Source organism: Acidobacteriota bacterium (genome assembly GCA_019347945.1).
Classification (GTDB): Bacteria; Acidobacteriota; Thermoanaerobaculia; order Gp7-AA8; family JAHWKK01; genus JAHWKK01.
The window spans coordinates 111,856-137,936 of the sequence record JAHWKK010000006.1; the positions used below are offsets into that span (position 1 = coordinate 111,856).

Sequence of the window (26,081 nt, forward strand, 5' to 3'; positions counted from 1 at the left end):
AGATGGGATTCGCGAAACTCACCGTCTCACCACCCCATTCTATCTCCCCGATGCCTAGAGATAACGCTCGAGAGCGCTCTCGATGCCGGCCCGATCGGTCAGACCGACCAGCCGTCCCGCTTCCTCTCCGTCCCTGAAAAAGACGAGCATCGGAATGCTCTGGACGTTGAAGCGGGTCGATGTCGCTCGGTTGGCCTCGGTATCGAGCTTGGCGAACGTCACATCGGTTCGACGCGATGCAACCTCGGAGAACACCGGTGCCATACGACGACAGGGCCCGCACCATTCGGCCCAGAAGTCGACCACGACCCTCGGCTCCCGCGAGAGAAGCGCGTCGAAGTTCTCGTCGGTGACCTCGACCGGGGTCCCTCTCATTTCGAGATCCGTCCCACAGCTTCCGCAAACGTTCCGGCGGCCGGGCTCACGTAACCGGTTCCTCTTTCCGCACGAACGGCATTTCACGATCAGATCACTCATTTGCCTCTCCTCACTCTCACGGTAACGCCCGGCCATTCCCGAAGTATGATGCGTCCATGAGCAGGCCCGCGACCCCGGAGACCCTTCGAATGCTCTGGATCGCCATGCTGGCGTCGGTTCTGATCTATGGCCTTCTCGCATGGATCATCACCAGCGAGAGTGCCGAACCCGCGGACTGGCGGGATCCGATGGTCTACATCCTCGCGGGCATGGCTGCCATGGTGATGATCGCAGCGATTGTCGTGCCTGGCCTCGTGGTAACGGCGGCTCGCCGAGCAAAGCGCTCGGATCGTCCCTCGACTTCACAACCGACCTCCGCTTTCGAGCTCACCGGGGAAGTCACCACGGCCTACATCCTCCGGCTCACCATGATCGAATCGGTCGCGATCTTCGGGCTGGTTCTGGCGATGGTGAAACAGAGCTTCGACTTCTTCGTTCCTTTCGGACTCGTCGCAATCGCTGCATTTCTCGCGATCTCGCCGAGCACCGATCATCTCCGCGGACTCGATCGATCGGGGCGCTGATCAGATGAGCAGTTCGGCTTCGCGCAACTGGCGGAGCCGGTCGCGCAGTTCGGCGGCCTTTTCGAATTCCAGCTTCGAGGCTGCCTCCCGCATTTCCTTCTCGAGCCGCCTGATTCGCTCTTCGAGAGGGCCCTCGGCCACCAGATCGAGCCCCGTATTCGCGATCTCGACGCCATAGAAATCGAGGTTGGCCATCTTCACGAGATCGGAATCGACCGCTCTCATGACCGACTTCGGCTCGATCCCGTGCAACTCGTTGTACTCCGACTGAACCGCACGACGTCTGTTGGTCTCATCGAGCGCGTGCTGGATCGAGTCGGTGATCCGATCGGCGTATAGAACGGCTTTCGCGTTGACGTTGCGCGCTGCCCGGCCGATCGTCTGGATCAGGGACGTACCGGAGCGGAGAAATCCCTCCTTGTCGGCATCCAGGATGGCGACGAGCGAGCATTCCGGAATGTCGAGTCCCTCCCGCAGGAGGTTGATCCCGACGATCACATCGTAGGTACCGAGGCGGAAATCGCGCAGGATCGCGACTCGCTCGAGGGTGTCGATGTCGCTGTGGAGGTAGTGAACCCTGATCCCGATCTCCAGCAGGTACCGGGTCAGATCCTCGGCCATCCGCTTGGTGAGGACCGTGACCAGCACCCTTTCGTCACGCTCAGTCCGGTCCCGGATCAATCCGATGAGATCATCGACCTGGCCCCGGACCGGACGGATCTCGACCTCGGGGTCGAGCAGCCCCGTAGGCCGGATCACCTGCTCGACAAACTCGCCGCCGGTGAGTGTCAGCTCGTAATCGCCGGGCGTGGCCGAGACGTAGATGGCCTGATCGATCCGCTCCCTGAACTCGTCGAAATTGAGCGGGCGGTTGTCCAGGGCGCTCGGAAGACGGAAGCCATACTCGACAAGCGTCTCCTTGCGCGAACGGTCGCCACCCCACATCCCGCGCACCTGAGGAATCGTCTGGTGCGACTCGTCGATGACGATCAGAAAGTCATCGGGAAAGTAGTCGAGAAGGGTGGGCGGCGGCTCTCCGGGAGCCCGGCCGCTCAGATGACGACTGTAGTTCTCGATACCGTTGCAGTAGCCGAGCTCGGCCATCATTTCCAGATCGAACATCGTTCGCTGCGCCAGCCGCTGCGCCTCGAGCATTCTTCCAGCCTCTCTCAGCTCCCTCACCCGTTCGTCGAGCTCTTCCCTGATATTGGTCATCGCGTCGGCCAGGCGGTCGCGCGGGGTCACGTAATGGCTCTTGGGATAGACGGCCAGACGGTCGATCGATTCACCCGCCCTTCCGGTGACCGGATCGATTCGCCGGATCGCCTCGATCTCGTCCCCGAAAAACTCGATCCGGACGGCATCGTCCTCGTACGCCGGCCAGATTTCCATCACGTCGCCACGCAACCGGAACGTTCCTCGGCTCAGATCGTACGGCGTGCGCTCGTACTGCATGTCGGTCAACCGTCTCAGATAGTGATCGATCGGCTGGTCCTGTCCGGTCTCGAAAAAGAGGAGCATGCCGAAATAGAGCTGCGGATCGCCGATGCCGTAGATGCAGGAGACCGAGGCGACGATGATCACGTCACGCCTTTCGAACAGCGCTTTCGTCGCGGCGAGTCTCAGTTTGTCGATCTCGTCGTTCTTGGTCATCTCCTTTTCGATGTAGAGATCGCTTTGCGGTACGTATGCTTCAGGCTGGTAATAGTCGTAGTAGGAGACGAAATACTCGACCCGGTTGCGCGGAAAGAAGTTCCGGTACTCCTGGTAGAGCTGCGCCGCGAGCGTCTTGTTGTGGCTCAACACCAGGGTCGGGCGATTGATCTTCTCGATGACGGACGCGATCGTGAAGGTTTTGCCCGAACCGGTCACGCCGAGCAGGACCTGATGCTTCTCACCCGATGACACGGATCGGGTCAGCTGTTCGATCGCTTCGATCTGATCGCCCTGAGGCGTGAAGCGTGACGTCAGCTCGAAGTTGTTCACTCGGAGATCGGGCTCAGAAACTCTGCTCGATCGGCTCGTCGTTGATCTTGCGGAGCTCGACCAGAAGTTCCTCGGCTTCTTCCGAGTCGATTCGCTCGTCGGCGACAGCCGTCTGAAGGACCGGCAGAAGCTCCTGGAGGTCCATGAATCCGATCTCTTTCCGCTCGATTCTGACGCGAACCTCGTCGAGCTCCCGTGTGAGCTCGGCCTTCGCCGCGTCATCGAGCTCGGTCGATTCCGTCACGGTGTTCGAGAGCTCGGTCATGAGCGTCTTGCCGAACCATCCGCTGTCGAGCAGCCACCAGAAACCGCCAATCAGAAGAATGACGACGAGGCAACCCGCGCCTCCGCATCCGATCGCCCATTTTCCGCAGCCCTTCTTCTCAGCGGTCTTGACGGGTTCCTGCGAGTAGTATCCGGCCGGTGTATTGATGCCGGGCTGGCCGGGTCCTGGAACCGGCGGGTGTTCCGCCGCGCCCGGCGGAGGGGGAGTCGGAACTGATCCTGCTCCCGATTTCGGCGTGCCGTCGTATCGATTGTCCTCCAAATTGACCCTCCCTGCGGTAATAAATCCGAATCTATCATGTTATCCTTCGTCGAACTGGATAACTCGCTCAGACACGGAGATTAACTTCAATGGCGAAACTATCGGACCTGACGATCCTGGTCCTCGACGACAATCCCCTCGTACTCAAGCTGGCGCGGGCGCTGCTCGAGAAAGAAGGCTCCTCGGTGCTGACCGCCGGAAGCTGGATCGAGTTCAACCATGTCCTCGCGACCAACGTCCCTGATCTGATCCTCATCGATGTCAATCTCCCGAGCATCAAGGGAAATCGCCTGAGCGAAGTACTCAAATCTCAGCCGAGCAAGAAGCACGTTCCCATCGTCCTGATCTCCGATCTTCCGGAAAAGTCGCTCGAAGAGATGTTCCCTGCGTCCGGTGCCGACGCGTGGCTGAAGAAACCACTCACCAGAGAGAAGCTGACCGAGATCGCAGGACGCCTCCTCGACTGAACTTGCTTCAGGACGAAGCGGGGAGCCGCGAATCATCGTCATGGCGGGACGGAAGAATCATTCACGAGCCGCCCCCGAATCCTTCGCCCGTGCTTCGCCGGTCTCCTAATGAAACGACCACGAAATTGCGTGGACTTCGACCTTTTGCAGCGCTTCGCTTGGCCTGATGTCCCACCCTGCAAGGTCCCTTCGGTTTCCCCCACCCATCACCCCTCAGGGCAGGCTCCTCGCTTGCCCACCCGACCGCCCGCTCGGGACGACGTCGGTTTGAGTATGGAGTGCGGGGTTTTGCGGGCTCCGGTTTTCATTCCCCCTTCACCGACGCAACGCGCCGGTCAATTGCTCAGGATGACAAGAGCGGACTTTTCCCCGCCATCGTCTCTACCCGGGTTTCGGCACCAGCCCGTCCAGACCCGACCCCGATCCCTGGAACGAAACCTCCAACCTCCAACCTCAAACTTCCAACCTCAACATCTAGTTACTCGGCGGGGCTTCCGCCGGCGGGAGCTCGTCAGGCGGCGGAGACTCCGCGCCAGCTTCCAGGGCCAGCTCCGGTTCGACGGGGAGACCTTCGGGAATCGTCCCGTAGATCTCACCCCAGCAGTTCTTTTCCGGCTCGGTACCGGTGATGAAGACGCCCTGCACCACCCGACCACACGGCCCTTCTGCGCGCCTTCCCGTCTTGAGATCGAACGAGACCGAGACCACGCCGGGCGGAACCTCGAACGCTTCCTTCGGCTCCCCCCTCAGCCCCAGTTCGTCGATCGCTTTGAAGACCTCGATCCAGATCGGAAGAGCCACATCACCACCCGTCGATCCGCGGCCGAGCGATTTCCTCGGATCGTCGTATCCGACCCAGACCGCAACCGTGTACTCCGGTGAATAGCCGACGAACCACGAGTCGGTGTAACCGTTCGTCGTCCCGGTCTTTCCGGCATAGACTCCCGGGAGTGTGTGTGCCGGAAACCCGGTGCCTCGCCGCACGACGGCCTGCATCGCGTGGGTCAGGACGTAGGCCACCTGCTCGGTCGTAGCCTCCTGGAGGTCCGGATACGTCTCTTCGAGTATCTGCCCCTCGGCGCTCTTCACGCGCCGGAGCATCCTCGGCTCGGCGTGCACCCCGCCGTTGGCAAAGCTGTTGAACGCCGCCGCCATCTCGATCGGAGGAATCCCGGCGGGTCCGAGCGCCAGCGATGGAACCTCCGGCAGATCCGCCGAGATCCCCGCTCGTCTCGCAAAGTCGATCACTTCGCCGATTCCGATCAGCAACATCACTTTGACTGCCGGGATGTTGATCGACAGCTCCAGCGCGCGCTGAATCGTGATCACCCCCTCGTAGGTGCCTGTGTAATTTCTCGGTCGATAGACTCGATTGCCGTCGAGCTCGAACTCGGTGGCGGCGTCGAAAACCGTGTCGGCAGGCGTGTATCCTTTCTCGAACGCCGCTCCGTAGACGAAGGGCTTGAACGCCGAGCCGACCTGCCGCGCGGACTGTACCGCCCGGTTGAACTTCGAGTTCCTGAAGTCGTAGCCGCCCACCAGCGCCCGCACCTCACCCGTTGGAACGTCGAGGACGACGACCGCCCCCTGGAGCGCCGGATACTGATCGAGATACCACTTTCTCGGTTCCTCTTCTCCCTCTTCGAAGCGAACCCAGATCACGTCGCCTTCGCGCAGCTCCCGCGCAACATCTCTGCGGGTCCAACGGGTCGAGTCGGCATCGAGGGTGATCGTTTCGCCGGCGAGCCGCGCCTCGATCGCACCGGTCTCGGATTGAAGGACCACGGCCGGGTAGGCTTCACCCGCCTCGAGCTCTTCCCGCCAGCGGGGATCGGACCACGTCGCCGGATCGCCGCCCTCGTCGATGATGTTTCGCTCCGGTTTGCGGAATCCTCTGATTCGATCGAGCCTTCTCAGATTCTTCCGTAGCGCTCGCTCCGTTTCTTCCTGCAGCGCCAGATCGAGCGTCGTCTCGACGACGAGTCCTCCGCGATAGAGCCCCGCGGTGCCGTAATTCTCCTGAAGGTACTGGCGGACCTCCTCGGTGAAATAGCCACCCGCTCCGGGCGCATCCTCCTCCCAGTCGCGGAGAATGATCGGCTTCGCACGGGCCTGCTTCCGCTCCTGCTCGCTGATGTATCCCTGTTCGGCCATCCTGTCCAGAATGTAGTTGCGCCGCGAAATGACGCGATCGCCGTTGGAGATCGGAGAGTAGTCGGATGGTCTCTGAATCAGCGCCGCGATCAGCGCAGCCTCCGCGATGTCGAGATCGCTGGCGTTCTTTCCGAAGTAGACACGCGAAGCAGCCTCGACACCATAGGCACCTTCGCCGAGGAAGATCTGGTTCGCGTACATCTCGAGGATCTGGTCCTTGGTGAATGTCTTCTCCATCTCGACCGCGAGAAAGGCTTCGTTGAACTTTCGCGTCCAGCTCTTCTCAGGTGTGAGGAAGATCTGCTTGGCGAGCTGCTGGGTGATCGTGGAGGCTCCCTGTGCCTTTTCCCGCAGGATGAGGTCGGTCTTGACCGCCCGCAGCACCGCGATCGGATCGATTCCGCCATGTTCGTAAAAGCGCTTGTCCTCGATCGCGACAATGGCGTTCTTCAGATGAGGCGACATCTCGGAGGATTCGATGACGATCCGCTTCTGAAGCGAGTACTCGGCGACGCGCTCGCCGTTCCGATCAACGATCCGGGTAATGATGTCGGGACGATAATCGTAGAGTTTCTCGACCAGCGGCCTCTCGATCATCCGGGCGAAGAGATATCCCGCCGGAATGCCGAGTGCGATGAAGACGGCCAGCAGCGCGAGACGCGTCAGATAGAAAGAGCGGATCCGCCTTCCCCTCCCCTTCTTCCCCCCGGGATTCGCTTCTGCCGTCATGACCCTCAGTTTATACGACGCCCAGCGCGGGCGGAGGTCACAGAATCATCGTCAGAACGCCGGCGATGAACAGGAGGCCGACGAAGGCAACCGAGACCCAGAATGTGGCGATCGTCCCCTTGTGAACGTCGACTCGATCACCTCTCTCGCCGAGGAGATAGCGAAGATATTCGACTCGAACTCTCACTGCGCCGAGCTTTCTCTCGAGCTCGACGTCGGGATAGACCACCGTATTGATCTCCGGCATCATGACGACCGGTACGATCACGGCGCCTTTCGCCTCGGTCACGAAACCGTTCAGCTCGCTGCGGTGAGGCGCTCCCGACTCACCGACGATCACGACGTACACCGTCGTCGTCTGGAAGATCATTCCCGCTTTGCGGTCTCTGGCTCGGGCGATGAACAGGTTTCCGACTCCTCCCATCGCCTGATCGATGACCTTTTCCGAAACTGCCTCGGTGTGGAGAAAGATGAAGACGGTTTCGCCCTCGGCAAACAGGACCCGTTCGCGACGGTGCCACACCTCGTCGCCGAGCGCAGCCCATTCGTCATCGTCCGGCTTTCGGCTGAATCCCTCGGCGCCGAGAACCGCCGTCAGCCGATTCCTCGGACTCGGTTCTTCAGGAGATTCAATCGGCTTTGTCGTCGTCAGCATATTTTTCGACCAGTTTGGTCAGCTCCTCGAATTCAAAAGGTTTGCCGAGGTAGGCGTCCGCGCCGCAACTGTCTGCTTTCTCCCGGATGTCGCGATCTCCCGACAGGATGATCACCGGAATCCCGCGCGTCTGCTCGTCCGATTTGAGGCGCGAGCAGAGGGCGTCACCCGGCAACCCCTTCACTCCGAGGTCGGCGATCACGAGTGACGGATGCTCGGCGTGCGCCTGCTTCAGGGCGGCGTCACCTCCGGACACCGTCTTCGATTTCCGACCCATTCTCTTCAGCACCAGCTCAATGAGCCGGGAAACCTGAGGGTCATCCTCGACGATCAAAATCAATTTACTCGGATCTCCTTTTTTTCTTCAGACGAAGTTGAAACGAACTCTGCGGCGTATCTGCCCGGCGAGCGCTCCAAGAATCGCGCCTACTACGTTCCAGATCACATCATTGACGTCGGTCACCCGAGTTGGCTGGAAATACTGGATCGCCTCGATGGCACCGCTGAAGGCGGTTGCGAGAAGCGCGATGTAGACGAAAGACTCGATCGCGTACCGATCCCCGTTGTCGAGCAGGATGAAGAGGAAAAAACCCCAGGGAACGAAGAGAAGTACGTTCAGCAGAACCGGCATCGCCAGAGCAACGAGAACGGAAAAGGGAAGGTCCCCCTCCTGGAGCTTCTCGGTCAGAACCATGACATCGTGAAATGGTCGTGGGTCGACCTTCCGATAGGTTTTGCCGGCAATCTGGAGCGTGACGAGAAGAATCGCGCCAGTCGTCAGAAGCAGCATCAACAACGTGACGGCTCTCGGAATCGTCACCGTTCGCGGATCACGCGCCATGGCTGGAGAGTATCACCCAATCGGCCGCTGAGACCTCAGCCCGGCGATCCTCGGATGCGTCTCGACGGCGAGGAGGAAGCCCCGGAACGAGCTCATCATCGCGAGACGCTCCTGCTCGACGGTCCGGACGATCCGATCGACGTCGAGAGGTGGACGGATCCGTCTTCGAAAACGTTCGAGCGAGAGCGCGAGCCCGTCGAGCCTGGCGTAGGATTCGAGCCAGCCTTCCTCGATCATGCGAATCGCCACCGAGCGGGCAACCGACGGAAATTCGTCGAGACCGGACGCGATGGCCGCGTGGCACCCGGTCACGAACGTCTCGAGTGGAAGCTCGGAGAACTCGTCCCACCCGGATGCAAGGAGATGATCGCCCACGATATCGGCAACCACCGTCGCATACCGGTCGCACGAAGGTCGGAGCCGCCGGCAGTTCTCCCGGAACGATTCCGTCCGGTCACCGATCGCATCGACGGCACGATGGAGGCGAAGTCCCGGCTGGTAAATCGCTCGGTGATCCTCGACCGGTCCCTTGAGAAAATCTCCGAGAAAGCTCCCGACCATGAGCGACCGATCCGAGGCAGCTGTATAGAAATGTCCGAGAAAGTTCATGGTTTCGCCCGCGCGTCAGGCACGGGAGCCGCAACCCGCAGGGCCCGATTGACGCCTCCCCGCGCGAGTGCTAACGTCCGCGCCGAATCGACTCGAGAGGACCAACCATGCCAGAGCTCGGAAACAAGCATACCTGCTACAGCTGCCAGACGAAGTTCTACGACTTCAACAAACCGGAACCTGCCTGTCCGAAGTGCGGCGCCGACCCGCGTGAAGCCGACACCGCCGTGAAACCGAAGCGCGCGAGAGCCACCAGGGCGCCCGCTAAACCGAAACCGAAGAAGGCGAAGAAAAAGAAGAAGAAGAACAAGAAGGAAGTGGAGCTCGACGATCACGAGGAGCTCGAAGAGGAAGCGGACGACGACTCCGACGACGAAGTTTCCGATGACGACGATATCGACGATAATGATGATGATGACGATGCCGACGATGACGAAGCCGATGGTGACGCCACCGACGCTGACGACGAAGAATTCTGAGGTAGTGAAATGAAGAGATTCGGCTTCATCGGCTGCGCGGCCGTTGTGCTGATCGTCATCCTCGTTCTGGCGATGGTGGCGTTCACGACCTACAACCGCCTGGTCACACTCGACGAGAACGTCAACGAGGCCTGGGCTCAGGTGGAAAGCCAGTACCAGAGACGGGCGGATCTCATCCCGAATCTCATCCGAACGGTTCAGGGTGCTGCCGACTTCGAGAGAGAGACGCTGCAGAACGTCATCGAGGCACGCTCGAGGGTCGGGCAGGCGACTGCCGGGGCCGGCGATCCGACCGAGAATCCTCAGGCTTTCGAGCAGTTCAGTCAGGCACAGGCGGCGCTCGGTTCCGCGCTTTCACGGCTGCTCGTCGTCGTCGAGCGCTATCCCGAGCTTCGAGCCAACCAGAACTTCCTCGATCTTCAGGTTCAGCTCGAGGGAACGGAGAACAGGATCGCCGTCGAGAGAATGCGCTACAACGAACAGGCCCGCGCCTTCAATACGGCTTCCCGACGGTTTCCCGCGAAGATTTTCGCCGGCCTGTTCGGCTTCGACCAGAAGCAGTATTTCGAGTCCACCGAAGGATCGGACGTACCGCCGGAAGTCGAATTCGACTTCAGTGGATCGAACTGACGGCACCCGGAGGGGCGGGCCGCTGAAGCCCGCTCCCGCCCGTCCCTTCAGTCCGCGGTTTTTCTCCAGACGATGACTCCCTGCCGAAAAGGCGTCGCCTTCCTGCTCGTTCTGCTCGTGGCGATTCCGCTGCTCGGGCAGGCCAGGCGGCCCGTTCCCCCTGCGCCGACGCAGTGGGTCACCGACCAGTCGGGACTTCTCACTGCCGAGCAGAGGTCCGCCCTCAACGCGACACTCCGGGCTTTCGAGGAGCGCTCCGGCGCCCAGCTGATCGTCTACATCATCCCGACACTCGACGGTTACCCCGTCGAGGAGTTCACCGTCCGCGCTGCCCACGAGTGGGGCGTTGGCCAGGACAAATACGACAACGGTCTGGTCCTCTTCCTCTTCCCGGAGGATCGAACCGCCCGGATCGAGGTGGGATACGGCCTCGAAGGGTCGATCACCGACGCCTTCTCCGGGCGGGTCATCCGGGAAACGATGGGACCGCATTTCCGGGAGAATCGATGGTACGAGGGACTCGTGGCCGGAACCAACCGGCTGATGCGGCAGATCGAGACCAACGAGGAGCCGGTCGGCTCGATGGAGGAACCGCGCGGCGGTCTGAAATTCACCGACCTCATCTTCTTCGTTCTCATTTTCTTTTTCTTCTTCGCCTTCATCCGGCCGCATCGCCGCCGGGGCGGCTGCTTCACACCGATCATCTTTCCGTCGAGCGGCGTGACGTGGGGCGGGGGCGGATTCTCGGGAGGAGGGGGCGGCTTCGGAGGCTTTTCAGGCGGTGGAGGCGGGTTCGGCGGCGGCGGAGCAACGGGAAGCTGGTGAAACGATGAAACATCGAGAGCTCATCGACCGGATCGACGAACAGGCGGTCATCGACGCGATCGGTCGAGCCGAGAAGGCCTGCTCGGGGGAAGTCCGCGTTCACATCGAACGATCTGCCAGAGGCCGCGACCTCCGCGCTTTCGGGGAGCGCACCTTCGAACGGATCGGCATGACGAAAACGCGGGACCGCACAGGAGTCCTGATCTTCATCTGCGCCGAACAGCAGCAGTTCGTCGTGCTCGGAGATCGGGGCATCCATGAACGCGTCGGCGACGAATTCTGGCAGTCAGTCGCCGCCCATCTGGAGGAGCATTTCAAGACTGGCGACTTCACGCGCGGACTCGTGAATGCGATCGACGAGATCGGCGAACAGCTTAGCCGGCACTTTCCTCGGGAACGCACGGACCGCAACGAGCTCACCGATGCAATCAGCAAAAGCGACCTCGACTGAGCGCTCCCGTCCCGTTCGCGTGGTTCTCGCGCTCGGCAGTAACGTCGGCGACCGGCGCTACGAGCTCGAGCTCGCCATCCGCGCGCTGCGGCGTCACGTCGATATCGTGCGGCGTTCCCCGATTCACGAGACCGCGCCGGTCGACTCCCCCGAAGGTGCCGGCCCGTTCCTGAACATGGTGGTCGCTGGTTTTACCACCCTCGGGCCCCACCAACTGCTCGAGCTGATTCACAGTCACGAGAAGACGCGCGGGCGGCGGCGGATCGTCCGCAACGAGCCTCGCAGGATCGACGTCGACATCATCCAGTACGGCGCGGCCAGAATCTTCGAAAGGAACCTCGTCATTCCGCATCCCCGTTTCTCCGAGCGCGAATTCGTCGTCGTTCCGATGTCCGAGCTGGGACTTTATCGAGGGATTAGGGATCAGGGATCAGGGATCAGGGGTTAGATTAGGAAAGGCAGGGCACGAGTGGGGCCGCGGAGCCGCGAGAGAACCAGAGGTCCGATTCGCCCTGACAGGTCTGACACGTCGGACGCGTCCGAGCTTTCGCCCTGATCCCCTGAACCCTGCCTTTCAACCTGATCCCTGATCCCTGATCCCTAATCCCTAATCAGCGCTCTGCTCGCCGAAGCGTGCCGGCGTATCCGAGGCCGCGCCGGACCCATCCCGCCAGATCGCCCGCGGTCGCGATGGCGGAGCTCGAAACGCGGACATACCCCCTGAGTGGTCTCCCGGTGAGCTTGATCGCCCTCACGTGGGAGAGCGAGAGAGTCGGCTCGTATTGTTCCATCCCGACCCGGACCATCAACTCGTTTCCGATGACCCCGCAGAAGACATTGCCGTGCAGGAGAAACGAAAGTCCGCCGAACATTCGCCTCTCGGTCACGGAGGCGTTCCCGCCGATCACGTTCCTGATCCGCGCGACCAGCTCTTCATTGATTCCATCGGTTGCCTCGAGCCGTCTCGCCATCATTCGTCCGAGGGCCGTCGGTTCCTCCCAGCCAGGCTTTGGGCTGACATTTGTAGTGACAGGGTAGCAGATGGCGCCTCAGCAGGTTTTCGCTCCGCTCACCGTCCGCCGAGAACATACCCGGGCAACTCCGTGGGGGTCGGCTCTCCAGTGGGGGTCGGCTCTCCAGAGCCGACTCGCGGGGGGCTCCAGCCCCCCGCAAGGCGTGTTCTATCCGTCCTTCGGGCCAACCCAGAAGGCGGGATTGTGTGCAATCTCCCAGAGATGGCCATCGGGATCGCGGAAATAGCCCGAATAACCGCCCCAGAATGCTCTCTCTGCCGGCTTGACCAGCGACGCGCCGGCCGCGATCGCTTCCGCAAGCACGGCTTCGACTTCCTCTTCCGTTTCGACGTTGTGCGAAAGAGTGAACCCCCCGAACCCCTCGCCTTCGGGCGACACGGTCGCGTCCTCGGCGAGCGATTCGCGCGAATAGAGACCGAGCCATGTTCCATTGAGGGTGAAGAACGCCACTTCCGGCGGGCTTTCCATTCGTGGAAATCCGAGCCCGTCTTCATAGAAGCGAACGGCGGTCTCCAGGTCGCGGACACCGAGCGTGATCAGGCTGATTCGCGGCTTCATCTCTGCTCCTTTCAGTCGCCTGGTTCGATGCGACTGTCTCGTTGAGCCACAAGCGAGGCTACTGCGTCTCAGGTACGCCAGCTTTCGACTCTCAGCCGATCAATGCGCTCGAACTCGTCTCGATTGTCTGTCACCAGTATGAGATCGTGTGCGCGGGCCTGCGCTGCGATCAGCATGTCGTTGGGACCGATGGGCGTGCCCGCTCGCTCCAGTTCCGAGCGAACCTGTCCATATTCAGAAGCGGAATCGAGATCGAACTCGAGGGAGGCCAAGTCTTCCAGAAGCAGGTCCAGACGCTTATGGTTCTCCTGCGGGCGGTTGCTCTTTTCAGCACCATACCGAAGCTCGGCGACGGCGATGACGCTCACCGCGACGTCACTCGGCAGCACCTCCCGCAACCTTTCAATCACCTTCGGGTAGCGCGCATTGAGGTAATCGACGCAGACGTTCGTGTCGAGAAGGTAGCGCATTACCGACCGAGATCAGGACCCGGCTCGACAGAAGGAGGCTCATCCGGATATGGAAAATCGGCGGCCGTGCCCGCGAGACTGAGAAACTGTTGACTCCACTCCGCTTTGAGCGACTCGAGGACCACGCGATTGCCCTCCCGGTAGATCAGCACCTCGTCCTCGTCGAAGCGGTACTGTTTCGGAAGTCGGACCGCCTGACTCCCTCCCGACTGAAACACCTTGGCGATGTCTGCCATACGATTCGGTTCCTCCGGAAATGTATACACAATTCGTAGATACGTTGTTCCAGCCGCTCCGGCTGGGCCGCACCGGGTGATACCGCTCAGGTTCTTCGTCGGGGGTCAACCCCCCCGTCCAAAAAACGAAGGTGTGGCTCGAAGCCGAGTCAGCTCGGAAGTCAGTCGGCTTTCGGATCGGCCAGGGGGAGTCGGACGATGAAAGTGCTTCCGACGCCCGGCTCGGATTCGACTTCGATCGTGCCGCCGTGCATCGTGACGATCTCGCGCGTAATGTAGAGACCGAGGCCGGTTCCCTTTGCAACCTGGCCATTCTCCTGGACCCGATAAAACCGTTCGAACACGCGGTCGATTTTGTCCGGGCTGATGCCGATTCCCTGATCCGAAACGAGGAGCTCGAGGTGATCGGCGCGCCGCGCCAGCGTGACAATGACCTTCATCCCCTCCGGCGAGTACTTGCAGGCGTTTGAAAGGAGGTTCTCGATCACCTGCTCCATCCGCATCTCGTCGCCCCAGATCATCGGCAGCGGTTCCTGAACGTTGAGCTCGAAGACGTGATCTTCGGTTCTGGCACCGAGGCGCTCGACCGATTTCTTCACGACTGAGCCGAGATCGAACTGGCCCGCCTCGAGGGAGAATCTTCCGGAATCCATCTTCGAGGCATCGAGCATGTCTTCGACGAGTCGCAGAACCTTTCCCGATTCATCCCTGACGACCTGAAGTGAAGAGATGGCGTCCTCGGGCGCACCTTCCTTAATGGATTCCACGGCCAGATCGGTGTAGCCGCCGATCGAGGTCAGCGGGCTCTTGATCTCGTGGGTGACGAGGCTGACGAACTCGTCGCGCTCTCGATTTGCGCGCTCCTCGCTCTCGAACAGCTGCGCGTTCCGGAGCGCGATCGCCGTCTGCGTCGCGATCGTCGAAACGACGTCGAACTGGCGCGATCCATACGTTCCCCGCTTGTAGCTCTGGACGCCGATAGCTCCGAGAACCTGGTCCCCGAACTTCATCGGTGCGACCAGGATCGATCTCGGAACGGATCTTCCGACACCGCCCTCGAAGTCCCCCACCTGATCGTACGATCGCGATTCGCTGTCCATCTCGTAATGCGTCAGCTGCCCGGTGGAGATCGCTCTTCCTGTGAGTCCGATGCCGAGCGGGACGGTTCGGTGCGCCGTTTCCTGCCCCGACTGGTCGACGAAAGTGATCTCCATCGTCTCGTCCTCATCGCTTCGCACCGCGAAAAAGAACCGATCCCACTCGAGGACCTCGACGCTCTCCTTCGCGATGACCGAGACCAGCTCGCTGAGATTCAGCGTCGAGTTCACCGCGTTCCCGATCCGGTTCATGGTGCGAAGCGTCTGATTGATGTTCCGGAGCCCCGCGTTGAGCCTCGCGAAAGCCGAGACGATCGCAATCAGAATGAAGATCACGATGATCGCCCGTTCTTCTCCGAGCGTCTGGGCGAGGAACCAGGTCAATACCGCGAAAGGAAGACCAACGCCGAGGCTGATGCCGAGCCAGAGAAGCGTCGTCGGCCAGAGATGCGTCCGAACGTCGTTGAACCCGAATCTGGAGTAGACGGCCATCGAGACCAGGGCGGCGTGGCAGACGAGGTACGCCCCGGTGAAGATCGCCATCCCGAGCAGAGGCCGGAGCGAGGTCGAGAACCACATCCTCGGCACCCCGAGGGCGAGCTGGACGATGAAAGCGGCGCCGAGCGTGGCCAGCACGTGGAGCCCGACGTCGAAGAGCGCGCTCAGCGGAGTCTGCCGGCGTGTGCCTCGTGCCATCGCGACGATCCACTCGATGATCCGGACGGATCCGTGCATGACGGCCGCTGCAACTCCCCCGGCAAGCTGAAAATAGATGATGAGAAACGTGAAACCGAGGTGGAACTGGGAAGCGGGTGCCGTTCTCAGCGTCAGCGCGATCTCGATCAGGAGAAGGGCCGCGCCGCAGTAGAAGACGGGACCCCAGTCGACCGGCGTCCGCCGGGAGAGGAGCGCTGCGAGTATGAATATCGACGAGAGCGCCACGACCCAGCGAATCATCAGGGTGACCCTCGGCAGGTCGGAAAGGCTGGCGCCTCTACTCAGGATCGTCGCTTCGGCCGAGTCGTCGAGCCGTGAGGAGAGGTGGATGTTCATTGAGGGGGAACTATTCAGAGTTGGTGCCCGAGGCCGGAGTCGAACCGGCACACCCGCGAGGGGCGGCAGATTTTGAGTCTGCTGCGTCTACCAGTTCCGCCACTCGGGCCCTTGACCGCATCCCTTCAATCACACCGAGGCCGCGTTTTCTTTCCATTCTGCAACGGTGGAGTGAAGTTCTTCGTCGGTCAACACCCGGGCTGAGCTCTTCGCCCGAGCGAAGATCTGCTTTGCAAGCGCCTCGTCCTGCTCGTAACCGTGCTCGTCCATCCAGTAGATCACGTTGGAGAGTCCGCACATCGGACCCACCTCGATGATCTGCTTCAGACCGAACTGTTCGGCCGGTACGCCGGAGTAGACCCTATCGGCCAGCCAGTCGCTCCCCTTTTTGCGGGCCTTGATGATCGCAGCGGCGTGAACTCCTGTGCCCGTCCGGAAGGCATCCCTCCCGAAGACCGGGTACTGGTCGGTCAGCGGGATGCCGGTCGCATCGGAAACCGTCCGGACGTAATCCGGGAGCGCGCGGAGGTCATTGTCGATCCATCCCATGAGACTGAGATTCACCATCAGGAGATCGAGCTGCGTGTTCCCGACGCGTTCTCCGATGCCGAGCGCACATCCGTGAGCTCGATCGGCACCGGCCTCAATCGCAGCGATCGTGTTGATGACGCCGAGTCCCCGGTCGCTGTGTCCGTGCCAGTCGACGCCGACTTCCGGGTCGATTCCGTCGACCAGCTCGCGGACGAAGCGGACGAGGTTGCGGGCGCCCCACGGCGTCGCATGACCGACGGTGTCGCAGACGCAGACCCGCGACGCGCCCGCATCGATCGCCGTCCGATAGAGCTTTTCGACGTCTTCCGGTCTGGCCCGGATCGTGTCCTCGGTGACCATCATGACCGGCAGGTTCTCGCTCACCGCGAACTTCACCGCCTTCTCGGTCTGCTCGACCAGCCAGTCGACGTCCCAGTCCTCGGCGAACTGCCGGATCGGGGACGATCCGATGAATGTGCATACCTCGATCGGTATCCCGACCTTCTGCGAGATCTCGGCGACCGGGCGGATGTCGTTTTCGTGGGTTCTTGCCGCACAGTTGGCGGCAATGTTCAGCTTTGAATCGCGAATCTCCTCGGCGAGCCGGAGAACGGTTTTCTGAACGTGAGGCCCGGCGCCCGGCAGGCCGATATCCGCGGTGTCGATCCCGAGAGCATCCATGAGGTGCAGTATCCGGATCTTCTCGTCGATCGAAGGGTCGCGGACCGATGGGGACTGGAGCCCGTCGCGAAGAGTCTCGTCGTCGAACTGGATCGGGCGGTCGTGTGGCCGTGCGGGCTTTTCGCCGGATACGTTCCAGTCGTAGATGAGATCGTCTTCCTTCTGTTTCATCGCGCGCCTCCGAATCGGGTCTCATCATACTGAAACGGATCGAGGGGCCTGGGGAATGCCCGGAGGGGAGGAGTGTTGGATCGGGCGGTATGTACGACGAGATCCATCCCGGCGTCAGGCGCCTGATGACCATCTGCCGATGCAACAACATCAAGTACGGCACGATCGCTCTCGCCATCGAGTCGGGCGCGTGCAGCATCGAAGAGATCGCGCGGAAGACCACGGCGACCACCGGGCTCTGCGGCGGGACGTGCACGCCGCGAGTCACGGCGATGCTCGAGGACCTGGCGGAACCCGCGGAGGCGTCAACGGAGCCCGATGCCGACGCCTGGTGGATCCGGAAATAACTCGACCGCTGGAGTCAGACGACGCGTCCGTCAAACCTCATGCCGGACGTCGAAATCAGCGCGGGTCGTCCTCGCAGACTCGGCGCTTCGCTTTGTCTGACGGAGTCTTCCAACCTCCAACCTCCAACCTAGAAGGGCGCACCCGAAGGTGCGCCCTGGTGAGGACTGCTCGTAACGACCTCGACTGGTCTCAGCGACCGTCGCGGTCGAAATCTCCCGGAATCGCGCGCTCGACGTGATGCCAGCCGTCGCGAACCGCATTCTTTGCCTTATCCCAGCTCATCCTTGAATCACCCCGGCGACGCTCCCAGTCGCGGCCGAGCTCATTCTCGAGATCGGAGTCCCAGCTGCGGCCGGTGTACTGATACCGCGCCTGAGTGCCGTACCGGTAGGCCGGCTTGTAGTCGCGCTCGAAGTCCAGGCCGTTGTCGTAGTAATCCGCGGTCTGGTACTTGTCGTTCCAGTATGAGTCGGTCGTATCGTAGGTGCGGTACGTCCGATCGGTCCGGTCCCAGGCATCTCTGACGGCGTGCCTGGCCTGATCCCATTCGAGACGGGAGCTCGACTTCGCACCCTTCCAGTTCTCCTTCAGCTCGTTCTCGAAGCGATCGGTCCAGTCGCGGTCCCGATGCTTCGTCCGAGCCTCCCAGCCGTATTTGTAGGCGGGATGGTAGTCGTTCCAGTCGGCATCATCGGGCGTGTACTCGCGGGTTCGGTACTCCGACTCCCAGTACTCTGCCTCTAAGGTCGGATCGATCGCTTCGCCAGCCGCGTGGCCGGCCGCGCCACCCGCGACTGCACCTACAGCACCGCCGATGAGGGCGCCGATCGGTCCGAATGCGGCTCCGACGGCTGCTCCGGCCGCAGCGCCTCCGACACCGCCGACTCCGGTTCCGACCGGATGCGATCCCGGCTCTCCACTGATCGGGTCACGATTCATGTCGCGTTTCATGTCGCGTTCTGCCATTTGAATCCTCCTTGGTCTTTGTTGCTGCTGTAGAAGTTATTTGTAGTGCAACGGGGATGCCGGATCTTGTGATTTTCGCGCGGATCGCGGGGGCTCGGATTCCGCGCCGTCGACTCGATTGGGAACGCCCCTTGAAGGCCCTCGGCCAACCGTGGCCGGTCGGTCACCACGCTGGCCAGGAACAATCGTTATACTTCGCGCGAAAGGCAGGTTTATGCGAACCAGACTCTTGTTGACACTGATTTCGGCCGGTCTCGCGGTGGGCTGCGCCACCACGAGCCCGGCTCCCCGGACCGACGCTCCGATGACCGTCGTGGAGGCAGCCCCAACTGCTGCAGACGCTCGCGCGTTCCTTGCGGACGCCGAGGAAAGGCTCACCGACCTCTACGAATACGGAGCCCGCGCGGCCTGGGTGCAATCGAACTTCATCACCGACGACACCCAGTACCTGGCCGCTCGAGCCCAGGGAGAAGTCATCGCCGCGGTGGTCGAGCTCGCCGGGAAGGCGGCGGAATTCGATGACCTCGTGCTCTCGCCCGACGAGCGACGCAGGCTCGACATGCTCAAGCTCGCGCTGACGATGCCCGCTCCGAGCGATCCGGAGAAAACCGCCGAGCTCGCCGAGATCGCCTCCGAGATGGAAGCGTTGTACGGAAAGGGGAAGTTCTGCCCACCCGGCGAGGAGTGCCTCGATCTGGAGCAGATGAGCGACATCATGGCGGAAAATCGCGATCCAGCCCGCCTCGAGCAGGTCTGGGAGGGGTGGCGGACGATCTCGCCTCCCATGAAGCCGCTGTACGAACGCTTCGTGGAGCTCTCCAACGAGGGCGCCCGGGAGCTCGGCTTCCAGGACACCGGAGCGATGTGGCGATCGAAGTACGACATGGATCCCGATGAGTTTGCGGCAGAGCTCGACCGGCTGTGGGGTCAGGTGAAGCCCCTCTACGATTCCCTTCACTGCTACGTCCGCAACCGCCTCAATGCGCAGTACGGCGACACGATCGTTCCGCTCGATGAACCGATCCGCGCCGATCTGCTCGGGAACATGTGGGCTCAGGAGTGGGCGAACATCTTTCCGGTCGTCGCCCCGGGTGACGCCGATCCCGGCTACGACCTGACCGCACTCCTGAAAGAGAAGGGAATCGACGAGATCGAGATGGTTCGCATCGGCGAGCGGTTCTTCACGTCTCTCGGATTCGATCCGCTGCCGCAGTCGTTCTGGGAACGGTCACTGTTCGTGAAACCGGAGGACCGGGAGGTCGTCTGCCACGCGAGCGCCTGGGATGTCGACAACATCGAGGATCTTCGAATCAAGATGTGCATCGACGTCAACGCCGAAGACTTCCAGACGATCCACCATGAGCTCGGGCACAACTTCTACCAGCGCGCTTACAACGAAAAAGGCATCCTCTATCGCGACAGTGCGAACGACGGATTCCACGAGGCGGTTGGAGACGCGATCGCTCTCTCGGTAACCCCTTCGTACCTGGTACAGATCGGGCTGCTCGAGGAGGAGCCGGAGTCGGACGAGATCGCTCTGCTGCTCAGGGACGCTCTCGACAAGATCGCCTTCCTCCCCTTCGGCCTTCTTGTCGACCAGTGGCGCTGGAAGGTCTTTGCCGGCGAGATTCAACCCGAGGAGTACAACGAGGGATGGTGGGATCTCCGGACGAAGTATCAGGGGATCGAGCCGCCCGGTCCGCGACCTGCCAACGCTTTCGACCCGGGCGCGAAGTACCACATTCCGGGCAACACTCCCTACACCCGATACTTCCTCGCACGCATACTCCAGTTTCAGTTCCACCGATCGATGTGCGAGATCGCGGGGCACGAGGGACCGCTGAACAAATGCACGATCTACGGGAACAAGGAAGTCGGACGGCGGCTCGATGAAATGCTCGCAATGGGCTCCAGCCGGCCCTGGCCGGACGCACTCGAGGCTTTGACCGGCCAGCGGGACATCGATGCGACGGCAATCGTCGACTACTTCCGGCCGCTGCTGAGCTGGCTCGACGAACAGAACGAGGGGGTGTCATGCGGATGGTGACGAGACTCCTTCTCGGGGCGGCACTCGTCGCCGCAGTCGCCTGCAACGACGACCCACCGGAGCCCGAGGTCCGGGGAACGGCTGAACGTCCGCTGCCATCGTCCAGTCCGGCGGTGCCGAACCCTGAGTCCGCGGAGATGACGATCGACGATGTCGAGCGTGTCAGTATCGAAGAATTGACGGACCTGATGAATCAGGGCCAGGCGCTCGTCGTCGATGTCCGATCTCCGCAATCTTTCATTGCAGCGCACATTCCGGGCTCGATCAGCATTCCGCTCACGGAGATGTCCGTGAGAATGAACGAGCTGCCGCGCGACCGGATGATCGTCACGTACTGTACGTGAACGCATGAACAATCGAGCGCCGGTGCGGTGCTCATGATGAAACAGGCCGGCCTGGACAACGCCGCCGCTCTGCTCGGTGGCTTCGATGCCTGGCGGGCCGCGGGGCTCCCGACCGAATCGGGAATGTAGTCCGCGCCTTCATTCTGTCGCCCGCGGGCTCGACCATTTTGGTGGCGCCGCTTCTGTCCCCCGGCTGAAGCCGGGGGCTAAGACCTGTCGCCGCCTTCGGCGGCTTCGTGGGCTGCGTCCGATGTGTGCGAGCCTGAGACGCTCTGACCATCGCCTGAATTCTGTCGCCCGCTGGGCTCGAAACTCAACAGTAGATGGATCGGAATCTTTAAAGCCCGCGCCAGCGGGCGACAGGGAGTCGACCATTCGCATGACGTTGAATCTCGCGAGACTCTCTCCATCTTCGACGAGCCGCGCCAGCGGGCGAAAGAACCTAGCCCCCGGCTTCAGCCGGGGGACAGAAATCGGAAGCCAACTAATGTCGAGCCCGCTCCATACGGGCGACAGGGCGTCGACCATTCGAAAGAAGCACCAGGGCTCGCGCGATGTCCACTTCTTCCGCTCCTGCTCATCCGATTCGGGCGATCGCCTCGTCGAAGAGCGCCGGGGGCGTCACCAGCGACAGAACGATCCATCCCGAAGCCGGGAAATCATAGAGCCATCCTGGCTGGACGATGACGCGGTGACTCCGGGCGAGCCGGATCGCAGGATCGCCATCGTCGAGAAGTGGCAAGCGCACCGGCGCGGTCCATCCACCCCCAACGAGGGGGACTTCGATCGACTCGACTCCTTCGAACCGCCCGCGAAGTGCCTCGAGATTCCTCCGGCATCTCCTGCGAATCTCGACCCGTACGTCGCTGGTGCTCGCAAAGATCGACGGGAGGGCGAGCTGAACTGGATCCGCAACGCTGAGGTATGCATCCGAGACGATCTCGAGCGCCGAGCGAAGAGCTTCCCGGTCTCGCGAAGTTCCGAGGAGTCGCATCCATCCGAGCTTCAACTGAGGCAGAGCCGCCGTCTTGGACAAACCTCCCAGCACCACCACGGGAACGTTCGGGATCTCCTCCGGCATCAGATGACGAGCGTCTTCTTCGAGCGGATAATCGGCGAACACCTGATCGACGATGATCGGGACCTCGCACCCCTTCTGTTCGAGCTCCCGGGCGATCGCCATGATCGTCTCACGGCCGAATACTTCACCCGTCGGATTGTTCGGCGATACGAGTACGATCGCGGCGGTCCGTTCATCCACAAGGCTCGTGATCTCTTCTGCGTTCGTCCGCCAGCGGCCTTTCGAATGGAACGATCGGGCATGGCGCAGCTCGAGCGATTCGAGCGCGGCCAGGTGATCCAGCAACGGATAGGATGGAGCATGAGTGACGAGATTGTCTTCCGGATCACCGAGCACCTTGAAGAGGAGCATGTACGCGTCGCTCGTCGACGCTGTGATGACCACATCCTCGGCGTCACACTCGACGTCGTTTTGCGTGAAGTGAGCGGCCACTGCTTCGCGGGCGCGAACCAGACCGAGCGGTGACGGTGTCCAGACGCTGAGGTCGACGGCCGAGAGGGCGTCGTTGATGTCGGCTCGTGGCGTGAAACCGGCGCGGCTCGGATTCGAGATCGTCAGATCGAGGAAGGGTTCTCCGGAGGTTCTGATTCGATCGACGACCGCGGTGTAGTCGTTGGTCGAAGCCTTCCAGTTCAACCTGCGCGACAGCCGCACGACCGGCTCCGTTCCGCCAGGAACACGGTTCCCAAGCCGTTTCTCATGCTCGAACCTTCAGGGCGCGGCCGACGGAAGCGACCAGAGCGGTCGAATTGATCGGTTTGTGAAGATGCCCGGCAAATCCAGCTTCATGGATGCGTTCCCGGTCATCGACCGAGGCAAATGCGGTGAGCGCGATCACGGGGATTTCTCCATCCGCCTTGCGGATGTTCCGAAGCAGGTCGAATCCATCCTGTTCGGGCATCGCGATATCGCACACGACCAGCTCGGGTTTGATCTGCTTCAGTTTCTCCATTGCTTCCGGGACCGTTTCCGCAATCTCGACCTCGGCTCCTGATTGTCTCAGAATCGTGGCGAGGAGTCTTCGAATCGAAGCGTCATCGTCGACGACGAGAATCCGATGACCGTGCAGCGGCGTCACTCCGCTGTCGTCATCGGAGCCCTCGCTTCGGGACCGCGCGTCAGACTCATCGGCGATCGGTAAAGTCACGCTGAAGGTTGACCCCTTGCCTGGTCCCTCGCTCTCGGCAGCGACCGAGCCACCGTGGGCTTCGACCAGATACCGCACGATTCCGAGTCCGAGACCGAGCCCTCCATGAGCCCGCGTCGACGACGCTTCCGCCTGCCGGAAGCGATCGAAGATGAACGGAAGGAGCTCCTTATCGATGCCTTGCCCGGTGTCCTCGATTCGAACGACGACTTCGCCGGTGGCGGGGGCGCTGACCGATGCACGGATGCTGCCTCCGCGCGGCGTGAACTTGATCGAGTTGGAAAGCAGGTTCCAGATGACCTGCTGCATTCTCGCCGGATCACCTTTGATCTTCGGCTTGACTTCCGGAAGATCGAGAGTGATCAAGATCTCCTTCTCGTCGGCACGGTGGCGTACGGTCTCGACCGCCTGGGCGACGATCTCGGCGAGATCGAAGTCGACCTCGTCGACGAAAAGCTTTCCGGTCACGATTCGCGAGACGTCGAGGATGTCCTCGATGAGCTGGGCCTGAAGTGAGGCGCTGCGCGAGATCGAATCGATGGCGAACTGGAAGTTCTCCTCATCCAGCTCTTCGGTCTTGAGCATCTTGCTCCATCCGAGGATCGCGGTCATCGGTGTACGCAACTCGTGCGAGAGCACCGCGAGAAACTCATCCTTGGCGCGATTGGCGTTCTCGGCTTCGCGGAATCGCCGGGCATGTTCTTCCGCCATCTCCATCGCCCGTCGTTCCGTAACGTCCCGAAAGAGAACGACACATCCTCCCTCACGCTTTTGTTCGGGACCCGGCAAAGGGGAGGCCGTCAGCTCGATGGGGATCTCGGTCCCGTCCGGGCGAACGAAGACAAAATCGTCGCCGGTGAGAAACTGACTCGTCAGAATGGCCTCGGTGAGTCCGCAATCGTGGTCCAGCCCTTCGCCGTCACGGCGACAGGCGTCGAAGACCTCCTCGACGCCGGCTCCCACGAGCTCGTTCACCGAGCGTCCGAGCATCTCGGCGGCCGCGGGATTCGCGAGCGTGATCCTGCCTTCGGAATCGGTGCTGACGATTCCGTCGGCGGCACCGTTGACCACCCGTTCCATTCTCTGATTCAGCTTCCAGAGGTCATGCGCCTGCCTCGCAATCTCATTACGACTTCGGAACAGCTCGACGAAGATCGAGACCTTGCTTTTCAGGATCTCGGCAACTACGGGCTTGAAAAGGTAATCGACCGCGCCGAGGGAGTAACCGCGGAAGACGTTCTCTTCGGTTCGGCTGACGGCGGTCACGAAAATGATCGGAGTCGTCCGGCTTCGCTCTCGCTGGCGGATGAGCCGCGCCGTCTCGAATCCATCCATCTCGGGCATCTGGACGTCCAGAAGGATCACGGCGAAATCGTTTTCGAGGAGGCGCTTCAGAGCTTCGTTTCCGGAGTGGGCGCGCACGATCTCGTCCGCCTCACCTTCGAGCACGGCTTCCAGGGCGACGAGATTCTTCTCCTCGTCATCGACGATCAGGACTCTGGCCTTGTCGCTCACCTTCCGCTCTCCCTGAGCTCTCCGGCGAGGAGCTCTCCGATCTTCCGGAGCGTCATGACTCGCGCTTCGGGCACTTCCATGAGCGCAGCGCGCGGCATCGTGGGCGCCTCCGCCTCCTCGGGGTCCTGCACGATGACGATGCCACCCCGGCGCGCAATCGCTCCGCAGCCGCGAGCGCCATCGGCATTCGAGCCGGTGAGCAGCACTCCGACGGCCTCATCCCCGTAGCTCGATGCGGCAGACTCGAAAGTCACGTCGATCGACGGGCGGGAGTACTGGACTGGCTCATCGAGGGAGAGCGCCACCCGTCCCCGCTCGACCAGAAGGTGGTAGTCGGCCGGCGCGAGAACGACCCATCCTCCCCTCAGCTCCTGTTTGTCCTCCGCGTCCACGACGTTCAGCGAAAGCGTCCGCTCGAGAGCGGCAGAGAGGGTGGCACCTCGGGATGTTCGGTGCCTGTGCTGAATTGCAACGATCGGGTGCGGATAGTTCCGCGGCAGCGGTCGCAGGACGATCCGCATGGCTTCGAGTCCCCCGAGTGACGCGCCGATCACGATCAGCCGGTCGCTCAAGACATTCTCCTGTAGAGCCGCTCATTCTCATCGAGAATCTCGAAGTGTTTCGCGATCGGATCGAACCTCATCGTCTCCTTTTTGCCGATACCCAGAATGCCGAACTGCTCGAGACTCTCGTGAAAGAGCTTCAGAACCCGGCTCTGCAACCGCTGATTGAAATAGATCATCACGTTGCGGCAGAGGATGAGATTGAACTCGTTGAACTTCGAGTCGGTCACGAGGTTGTGCTGAGCAAAGACTATGTGGCGGCGGAGATCGGGTCGGAACAGCGCATTCTCGTACCGTGCGCGGTAGTAATCGGAAAAGGAGCCGGTGCCTCCTGCGGCGAGATAGTTCTGCGTGTTTTCCCGCATCGTCGACAAGGGGAAGATCCCCTCCTTGGCCCGGGCAAGCACCTCCTCGCTGATGTCGGTTGCATAGATCTGGGCGCGATCGTACAGCCCCTCCTCCTCCAGCATGATTGCCAGCGAGTAGGCCTCCTCTCCCGAGGAGCAGCCGGCATCCCAGATTCGGACGTAAGGGTAGGTTCGAAGAATGGGAATGATGCTGGCTCTGACAGCTGTAAAGAAGGACGGGTCGCGAAACATCGACGTGACGTGAATCGTGAGGTCGCCGAGAAGTCGCGCCATGCACTCGTCATCGCGAAGCACTTTCCCGAGCAGCTCCGAGATTCCGTCGAGGCCTTCAAGCTTTACGCGCTTGAGCACACGTCGTTTCAGCGAGGCCCTCGCGTAATCGCGGAAATCGTAACCGTACTTGCGATAGATGCCGTTCAGAAGCAGATCCAGCTCGATCTGCTCCAGCTCCTCGGGCTGGTCCTCCTTCCGCCTCGCCGGGATCGGGGCTTCCTCGC

28 protein-coding genes and 1 tRNA gene are annotated in these 26,081 nt (G+C 61.6%); 10 read left to right on the forward strand and 19 right to left on the reverse strand.

Annotated features, from left to right (window positions below):
• Positions 1–54: 54 nt before the first annotated feature.
• Entirely contained in the window at positions 55–375 is a 321-nt protein-coding gene (gene trxA / locus KY459_05755) for a thioredoxin (GenBank protein ID MBW3564210.1), read from the reverse strand.
• A 158-nt stretch (positions 376–533) separates the two neighbouring features.
• Here trxA and KY459_05760 point away from each other — a divergent pair, with 158 nt between their 5' ends.
• Entirely contained in the window at positions 534–1,001 is a 468-nt protein-coding gene (locus KY459_05760) for a hypothetical protein (protein MBW3564211.1), read from the forward strand.
• Here the strand turns inward: KY459_05760 and uvrB are convergent, their stop codons facing one another.
• Positions 1,002–3,209 carry an excinuclease ABC subunit UvrB gene (gene uvrB / locus KY459_05765; GenBank protein MBW3564212.1) on the reverse strand — a complete coding sequence of 736 codons (2,208 nt, stop codon included), beginning with the start codon at positions 3,207–3,209 and terminating at the stop codon, positions 1,002–1,004.
• A 414-nt stretch (positions 3,210–3,623) separates the two neighbouring features.
• On the opposite strand from uvrB, the gene KY459_05770 reads away from it, so the two are divergent.
• Positions 3,624–4,001, forward strand: coding sequence for a response regulator (locus KY459_05770; GenBank protein ID MBW3564213.1), 378 nt, complete (start codon positions 3,624–3,626; stop codon positions 3,999–4,001).
• Positions 4,002–4,475: 474 nt separating this feature from the next.
• Here the strand turns inward: KY459_05770 and KY459_05775 are convergent, their stop codons facing one another.
• Genes KY459_05775 through KY459_05795 form a run of 5 tightly spaced genes read right to left on the reverse strand, consistent with a single transcriptional unit; the run spans position 4,476 to position 8,989 of the window.
• Positions 4,476–6,884 (reverse strand): PBP1A family penicillin-binding protein, encoded by a 2,409-nt coding sequence (locus KY459_05775; protein MBW3564214.1) that lies wholly within the window; start codon positions 6,882–6,884, stop codon positions 4,476–4,478.
• Positions 6,885–6,921: 37 nt separating this feature from the next.
• Positions 6,922–7,539, reverse strand: coding sequence for a hypothetical protein (locus tag KY459_05780; protein MBW3564215.1), 618 nt, complete (start codon positions 7,537–7,539; stop codon positions 6,922–6,924).
• Entirely contained in the window at positions 7,514–7,879 is a 366-nt protein-coding gene (locus KY459_05785; protein ID MBW3564216.1) for a response regulator, read from the reverse strand. The genes KY459_05780 and KY459_05785 overlap by 26 nt, the downstream gene beginning before the upstream one ends.
• Before the next feature lie 24 nt (positions 7,880–7,903).
• Complete coding sequence (locus KY459_05790; GenBank protein MBW3564217.1) at positions 7,904–8,380, reverse strand: VanZ family protein; 477 nt, start codon at positions 8,378–8,380, stop codon at positions 7,904–7,906.
• Positions 8,381–8,392: 12 nt separating this feature from the next.
• On the reverse strand, positions 8,393–8,989 hold the full coding sequence (locus tag KY459_05795) for a DUF479 domain-containing protein (protein MBW3564218.1): 597 nt from the start codon (positions 8,987–8,989) through the stop codon (positions 8,393–8,395).
• Positions 8,990–9,096: 107 nt separating this feature from the next.
• Between KY459_05795 and KY459_05800 the strand changes: the two genes are divergently transcribed.
• From KY459_05800 to folK, 5 genes are all read left to right on the forward strand, one after another.
• A complete protein-coding gene (locus KY459_05800; protein ID MBW3564219.1) occupies positions 9,097–9,468 on the forward strand; it encodes an FYDLN acid domain-containing protein in 372 nt (123 codons plus the stop codon).
• A gap of 9 nt (positions 9,469–9,477) precedes the next feature.
• Complete coding sequence (locus tag KY459_05805; GenBank protein ID MBW3564220.1) at positions 9,478–10,098, forward strand: LemA family protein; 621 nt, start codon at positions 9,478–9,480, stop codon at positions 10,096–10,098.
• 72 nt (positions 10,099–10,170) lie between these two features.
• On the forward strand, positions 10,171–10,923 hold the full coding sequence (locus KY459_05810) for a TPM domain-containing protein (GenBank protein MBW3564221.1): 753 nt from the start codon (positions 10,171–10,173) through the stop codon (positions 10,921–10,923).
• 4 nt (positions 10,924–10,927) lie between these two features.
• Entirely contained in the window at positions 10,928–11,374 is a 447-nt protein-coding gene (locus KY459_05815) for a TPM domain-containing protein (protein MBW3564222.1), read from the forward strand.
• A complete protein-coding gene (folK, locus tag KY459_05820) occupies positions 11,346–11,822 on the forward strand; it encodes a 2-amino-4-hydroxy-6-hydroxymethyldihydropteridine diphosphokinase (GenBank protein MBW3564223.1) in 477 nt (158 codons plus the stop codon). The genes KY459_05815 and folK overlap by 29 nt, the downstream gene beginning before the upstream one ends.
• 163 nt (positions 11,823–11,985) lie before the next feature.
• Here folK and KY459_05825 read toward each other — a convergent pair whose 3' ends face one another.
• From KY459_05825 to KY459_05855, 7 genes are all read right to left on the reverse strand, one after another.
• Positions 11,986–12,345 (reverse strand): TfoX/Sxy family protein, encoded by a 360-nt coding sequence (locus KY459_05825; protein ID MBW3564224.1) that lies wholly within the window; start codon positions 12,343–12,345, stop codon positions 11,986–11,988.
• A gap of 210 nt (positions 12,346–12,555) precedes the next feature.
• Positions 12,556–12,966: a VOC family protein gene (locus tag KY459_05830; GenBank protein MBW3564225.1), complete on the reverse strand. Its 411-nt coding sequence runs from the start codon at positions 12,964–12,966 to the stop codon at positions 12,556–12,558.
• A 68-nt stretch (positions 12,967–13,034) separates the two neighbouring features.
• Complete coding sequence (locus KY459_05835) at positions 13,035–13,436, reverse strand: type II toxin-antitoxin system VapC family toxin (protein MBW3564226.1); 402 nt, start codon at positions 13,434–13,436, stop codon at positions 13,035–13,037.
• Positions 13,436–13,672 carry an antitoxin gene (locus KY459_05840; protein ID MBW3564227.1) on the reverse strand — a complete coding sequence of 79 codons (237 nt, stop codon included), beginning with the start codon at positions 13,670–13,672 and terminating at the stop codon, positions 13,436–13,438. Before KY459_05840 ends, KY459_05835 begins: the two co-directional genes overlap by 1 nt.
• 161 nt (positions 13,673–13,833) lie before the next feature.
• Entirely contained in the window at positions 13,834–15,822 is a 1,989-nt protein-coding gene (locus tag KY459_05845) for a GAF domain-containing protein (GenBank protein MBW3564228.1), read from the reverse strand.
• Positions 15,823–15,843: 21 nt separating this feature from the next.
• Positions 15,844–15,931: transfer RNA gene (locus KY459_05850), tRNA-Leu, on the reverse strand.
• Positions 15,932–15,951: 20 nt separating this feature from the next.
• Positions 15,952–17,205: a LeuA family protein gene (locus KY459_05855; GenBank protein ID MBW3564229.1), complete on the reverse strand. Its 1,254-nt coding sequence runs from the start codon at positions 17,203–17,205 to the stop codon at positions 15,952–15,954.
• Positions 17,206–17,294: 89 nt separating this feature from the next.
• On the opposite strand from KY459_05855, the gene KY459_05860 reads away from it, so the two are divergent.
• Positions 17,295–17,552 (forward strand): (2Fe-2S)-binding protein, encoded by a 258-nt coding sequence (locus KY459_05860; protein ID MBW3564230.1) that lies wholly within the window; start codon positions 17,295–17,297, stop codon positions 17,550–17,552.
• A 190-nt stretch (positions 17,553–17,742) separates the two neighbouring features.
• On the opposite strand, the gene KY459_05865 is transcribed toward KY459_05860, so the two are convergent.
• Positions 17,743–18,519, reverse strand: coding sequence for a hypothetical protein (locus KY459_05865; GenBank protein ID MBW3564231.1), 777 nt, complete (start codon positions 18,517–18,519; stop codon positions 17,743–17,745).
• 214 nt (positions 18,520–18,733) lie between these two features.
• Between KY459_05865 and KY459_05870 the strand changes: the two genes are divergently transcribed.
• Together KY459_05870 and KY459_05875 are read left to right on the forward strand one after the other, a co-directional pair.
• Entirely contained in the window at positions 18,734–20,566 is a 1,833-nt protein-coding gene (locus KY459_05870; protein MBW3564232.1) for a M2 family metallopeptidase, read from the forward strand.
• Entirely contained in the window at positions 20,560–20,910 is a 351-nt protein-coding gene (locus KY459_05875) for a hypothetical protein (GenBank protein MBW3564233.1), read from the forward strand. The genes KY459_05870 and KY459_05875 overlap by 7 nt, the downstream gene beginning before the upstream one ends.
• 577 nt (positions 20,911–21,487) lie before the next feature.
• On the opposite strand, the gene KY459_05880 is transcribed toward KY459_05875, so the two are convergent.
• Genes KY459_05880 through KY459_05895 form a run of 4 tightly spaced genes read right to left on the reverse strand, consistent with a single transcriptional unit; the run spans position 21,488 to position 26,067 of the window.
• The gene (locus KY459_05880; GenBank protein ID MBW3564234.1) at positions 21,488–22,645 is read right to left on the reverse strand and encodes a pyridoxal phosphate-dependent aminotransferase; all 1,158 of its coding nucleotides are present in this window, start codon (positions 22,643–22,645) and stop codon (positions 21,488–21,490) included.
• Positions 22,646–22,688: 43 nt separating this feature from the next.
• Entirely contained in the window at positions 22,689–24,653 is a 1,965-nt protein-coding gene (locus tag KY459_05885; protein ID MBW3564235.1) for a response regulator, read from the reverse strand.
• The gene (locus KY459_05890; protein MBW3564236.1) at positions 24,650–25,225 is read right to left on the reverse strand and encodes a chemotaxis protein CheB; all 576 of its coding nucleotides are present in this window, start codon (positions 25,223–25,225) and stop codon (positions 24,650–24,652) included. Before KY459_05890 ends, KY459_05885 begins: the two co-directional genes overlap by 4 nt.
• A complete protein-coding gene (locus tag KY459_05895) occupies positions 25,222–26,067 on the reverse strand; it encodes a protein-glutamate O-methyltransferase CheR (protein MBW3564237.1) in 846 nt (281 codons plus the stop codon). Before KY459_05895 ends, KY459_05890 begins: the two co-directional genes overlap by 4 nt.
• Between the last annotated feature and the right edge of the window lie 14 nt (positions 26,068–26,081).

Excerpts from the sequence above, each read along its gene's own strand:
- trxA (MBW3564210.1), bottom strand. The coding sequence starts at position 375 with ATGAGAGGGACCCCGGTCGAGGTCACCGACGAGAACTTCGACGCGCTT.
- KY459_05760 (MBW3564211.1), top strand. The coding sequence starts at position 534 with ATGAGCAGGCCCGCGACCCCGGAGACCCTTCGAATGCTCTGGATCGCC.
- uvrB (MBW3564212.1), bottom strand. The coding sequence starts at position 3,209 with ATGACGCGGCGAAGGCCGAGCTCACACGGGAGCTCGACGAGGTTCGCG.
- KY459_05770 (MBW3564213.1), top strand. The coding sequence starts at position 3,624 with ATGGCGAAACTATCGGACCTGACGATCCTGGTCCTCGACGACAATCCC.
- KY459_05775 (MBW3564214.1), bottom strand. The coding sequence starts at position 6,884 with ATGACGGCAGAAGCGAATCCCGGGGGGAAGAAGGGGAGGGGAAGGCGG.
- KY459_05780 (MBW3564215.1), bottom strand. The coding sequence starts at position 7,539 with ATGCTGACGACGACAAAGCCGATTGAATCTCCTGAAGAACCGAGTCCG.
- KY459_05790 (MBW3564217.1), bottom strand. The coding sequence starts at position 8,380 with ATGGCGCGTGATCCGCGAACGGTGACGATTCCGAGAGCCGTCACGTTG.
- KY459_05795 (MBW3564218.1), bottom strand. The coding sequence starts at position 8,989 with ATGAACTTTCTCGGACATTTCTATACAGCTGCCTCGGATCGGTCGCTC.
- KY459_05800 (MBW3564219.1), top strand. The coding sequence starts at position 9,097 with ATGCCAGAGCTCGGAAACAAGCATACCTGCTACAGCTGCCAGACGAAG.
- KY459_05805 (MBW3564220.1), top strand. The coding sequence starts at position 9,478 with ATGAAGAGATTCGGCTTCATCGGCTGCGCGGCCGTTGTGCTGATCGTC.
- KY459_05810 (MBW3564221.1), top strand. The coding sequence starts at position 10,171 with ATGACTCCCTGCCGAAAAGGCGTCGCCTTCCTGCTCGTTCTGCTCGTG.
- KY459_05815 (MBW3564222.1), top strand. The coding sequence starts at position 10,928 with ATGAAACATCGAGAGCTCATCGACCGGATCGACGAACAGGCGGTCATC.
- folK (MBW3564223.1), top strand. The coding sequence starts at position 11,346 with ATGCAATCAGCAAAAGCGACCTCGACTGAGCGCTCCCGTCCCGTTCGC.
- KY459_05825 (MBW3564224.1), bottom strand. The coding sequence starts at position 12,345 with ATGGCGAGACGGCTCGAGGCAACCGATGGAATCAATGAAGAGCTGGTC.
- KY459_05830 (MBW3564225.1), bottom strand. The coding sequence starts at position 12,966 with ATGAAGCCGCGAATCAGCCTGATCACGCTCGGTGTCCGCGACCTGGAG.
- KY459_05835 (MBW3564226.1), bottom strand. The coding sequence starts at position 13,436 with ATGCGCTACCTTCTCGACACGAACGTCTGCGTCGATTACCTCAATGCG.
- KY459_05840 (MBW3564227.1), bottom strand. The coding sequence starts at position 13,672 with ATGGCAGACATCGCCAAGGTGTTTCAGTCGGGAGGGAGTCAGGCGGTC.
- KY459_05845 (MBW3564228.1), bottom strand. The coding sequence starts at position 15,822 with ATGAACATCCACCTCTCCTCACGGCTCGACGACTCGGCCGAAGCGACG.
- KY459_05855 (MBW3564229.1), bottom strand. The coding sequence starts at position 17,205 with ATGAAACAGAAGGAAGACGATCTCATCTACGACTGGAACGTATCCGGC.
- KY459_05860 (MBW3564230.1), top strand. The coding sequence starts at position 17,295 with ATGTACGACGAGATCCATCCCGGCGTCAGGCGCCTGATGACCATCTGC.
- KY459_05865 (MBW3564231.1), bottom strand. The coding sequence starts at position 18,519 with ATGGCAGAACGCGACATGAAACGCGACATGAATCGTGACCCGATCAGT.
- KY459_05870 (MBW3564232.1), top strand. The coding sequence starts at position 18,734 with ATGCGAACCAGACTCTTGTTGACACTGATTTCGGCCGGTCTCGCGGTG.
- KY459_05875 (MBW3564233.1), top strand. The coding sequence starts at position 20,560 with ATGGTGACGAGACTCCTTCTCGGGGCGGCACTCGTCGCCGCAGTCGCC.